This is a genomic window from Vibrio sp. V42_P2S4T144 (genome assembly GCF_009904715.1).
Classification (GTDB): Bacteria; Pseudomonadota; Gammaproteobacteria; order Enterobacterales; family Vibrionaceae; genus Vibrio; species Vibrio alginolyticus.
Genome location: NZ_WXWS01000162.1, coordinates 1 through 2,236, shown reverse-complemented (window position 1 = coordinate 2,236; position 2,236 = coordinate 1). Strand labels below are relative to the sequence as shown.

At 44.3% G+C, this 2,236-nt stretch carries 2 protein-coding genes; both read right to left on the bottom strand.

Going from position 1 to position 2,236, the window contains the following annotated elements; translation table 11 throughout:
- Positions 1 to 777 (bottom strand): EamA family transporter (locus CAG68_RS05665; RefSeq protein WP_161440906.1); only part of this gene is annotated, 777 nt, incomplete at its 3' end.
- Between the two features lie 464 nt (positions 778 to 1,241).
- A complete protein-coding gene (locus tag CAG68_RS05660; RefSeq protein WP_005375535.1) occupies positions 1,242 to 2,213 on the bottom strand; it encodes a porin in 972 nt (323 codons plus the stop codon).
- Positions 2,214 to 2,236 lie beyond the last annotated feature (23 nt).

The following is a 2,236-nucleotide window of genomic DNA, read 5'->3' as shown; positions in this document are numbered from 1 at the left end:
ACCTAACCATAAACGACCAGGAGGCACCCAACCAAACACCAACCAACCAGCAACAACATTCAAAGGCAGTTTGGCGTGATCAAATGGTTGCACAAATGAGGCGTCTGCTACTGCATATGCTTTAACGATAGCCCATTGAGCGAGTGCTGTAAGTGCACCTGCGGCTAAAAGCACACCCCATATCGTCCACGTATCTGGCATAGTAAACGTCGGTATCGCTAACAAGATATTAAATGGCGTTATCAGCAGTAATAAATAGACAACCATGGTTGAAGGCGGATCGTTTACCGACATTTTTTTAACCATTAATGAATACGCTGCCCAGAAAAATGCGGCGCCAACAGGGAGCAGGGTCGCCCATGTAAATGAGTCTGCCCAAGGCTCAAGAATGATCATGGCACCAACAAACCCCGTCAATGTAGCGAGCCAGCGTGCAGTACCTACTTTCTCTTTGAGTAACAAGCCAGAACCAACTGTGGCAAATAACGGGGAGGTCATGAGAAGTGCAATACCTTGCCAAATTGGAACTGGGTAAGCGAGAGCCCATAACCAAAGTTGAATCCCGATAACAGAGAGAAAAATGCGGAATGCATGCCAGCCAAAGTGTTGGGTTCTTAAAGAACGTCTAATCCCAAGTGTACGTAGGTAGGGCAGAATAACAAATAAGGCGATTGCATATTGGAATAACGCAAATGTGGTGGAGGAGACACCAAAGTTGATGCTAGCAATTTGGGCGAAGCTGTTCACTATGGCGAATGCCAAGCCAGCTGTTAGCATCCAGGACGCACCTTGAACAGGATGATGATTCAATTGAAAAATTCCAGTTTGATAGAGGTGGCGGGATCATACGTCCTATTGTTTTTCGCGCCAATAAAAAAATGCCTCCCAGAGGGAGGCGACATTACCAATTCAAAGGACGTGCCTGTTATAACAGGTACAAAGAACGAGAAGCACAAACGCTGCCATGCATTTGCATAAATAATATTGCAGAACACGTGCCAACTTTTATACATTTGATTTTAAATGGTTTTTTGGTTTTTCTATGTTGTCGATTAGATGAAATGCACTAACTTAGTGATCAATCGCATTAAAAGAGGGCAGAAGTAGGCGTCGTTACGCTCGTTTTTCATTGCTGAGCGATGCTTGGATAGTGTGAAAACTTATCGAGTTGTGTTGGGTTAAATAAAAAATGGCCAGCAAAGGTGCTGGCCAAGTGGACTCGCTCTTAGGACAAGAGTGAATTAGAAATCGTAACGTACGCCTAGGCGCAGTGTATCTTCGCCTTCTGTTACTAGACCTGTTGTTGCATCTTTTGCTTCATCAAGTTGGTTGATGTAGTAAGACAGGTAAGTACGGAAGTTGCTGTTTAGTTTGTAGTAACCAACAAGCTCGATACCTTCAACGGTGTCGTACTTTGAACCGTTGTCTGGATCATTCTCTTGAGCTGTGTATAGAGCTGCAAGTGTCACTTTGCTTGCTACTTTGTAGCTTGCGACTAGCTCGTAAGCCGTAAAGTCTTCAGAGTCAGTCAGGGAACCTTGAGAATAAGTACCTGCTAGGTAAAGGTTGTCCATCGAGTAAGCGATACCACCTAGAATTTGATCTTCAGAGTTATCTTTATCTACATCGCCACCAGAGTATGCAAGACCAAAGTCGAGGCCCATTGGTAGTGAGTACATTCCAGAGATGCCGTATTTATCTTCGTTATCGCTAGAGTTTGCTTGGTAGGTTGCTTGAAGTTGTAGTGCATCAAACGCACCACGGTATGCGAAAACGCTGTCTTGCTTATCAGAAGACGAATCAATAACTTGCTGAACACCAGAGAATTCAGTGATATCCGTCATGTCAGAGATGATGACTGCAGCCATGTCTTGACGACCTACAGAGAAAGCACCGATATCAGAGTCGACGCCTGCATACATGTAGCGGTTTTTGAATTCACTCTTGCCCGTTTTTTGTTCGGCTTCGTAAACACCGAAAGCAGAAAGGCCGTTGCCGATGTCTGTTTTACCTTTTAGGTTAAGACGAGCACGGCTTTTATCTTCCATAGAACCTTCAACTTCAGCACCGTCTGAACCGATGAAGTCACCACGAAACTCAACGCGGCCGCCAACTTTTAATTCAGTACCGTCGTTTTTGTATACAGTTGCTGCGAATGATGGTGCTGATACCAATGCTGTAAGAATTGCAGTAGTTAGTGCTGCCTTTTTCATTTTCTTATTACCCTAGTTGTAAT

Bases quoted from the DNA above. Each gene is read 5' to 3' on its own strand.
- CAG68_RS05660 (WP_005375535.1), bottom strand. From the start codon at position 2,213: ATGAAAAAGGCAGCACTAACTACTGCAATTCTTACAGCATTGGTATCA.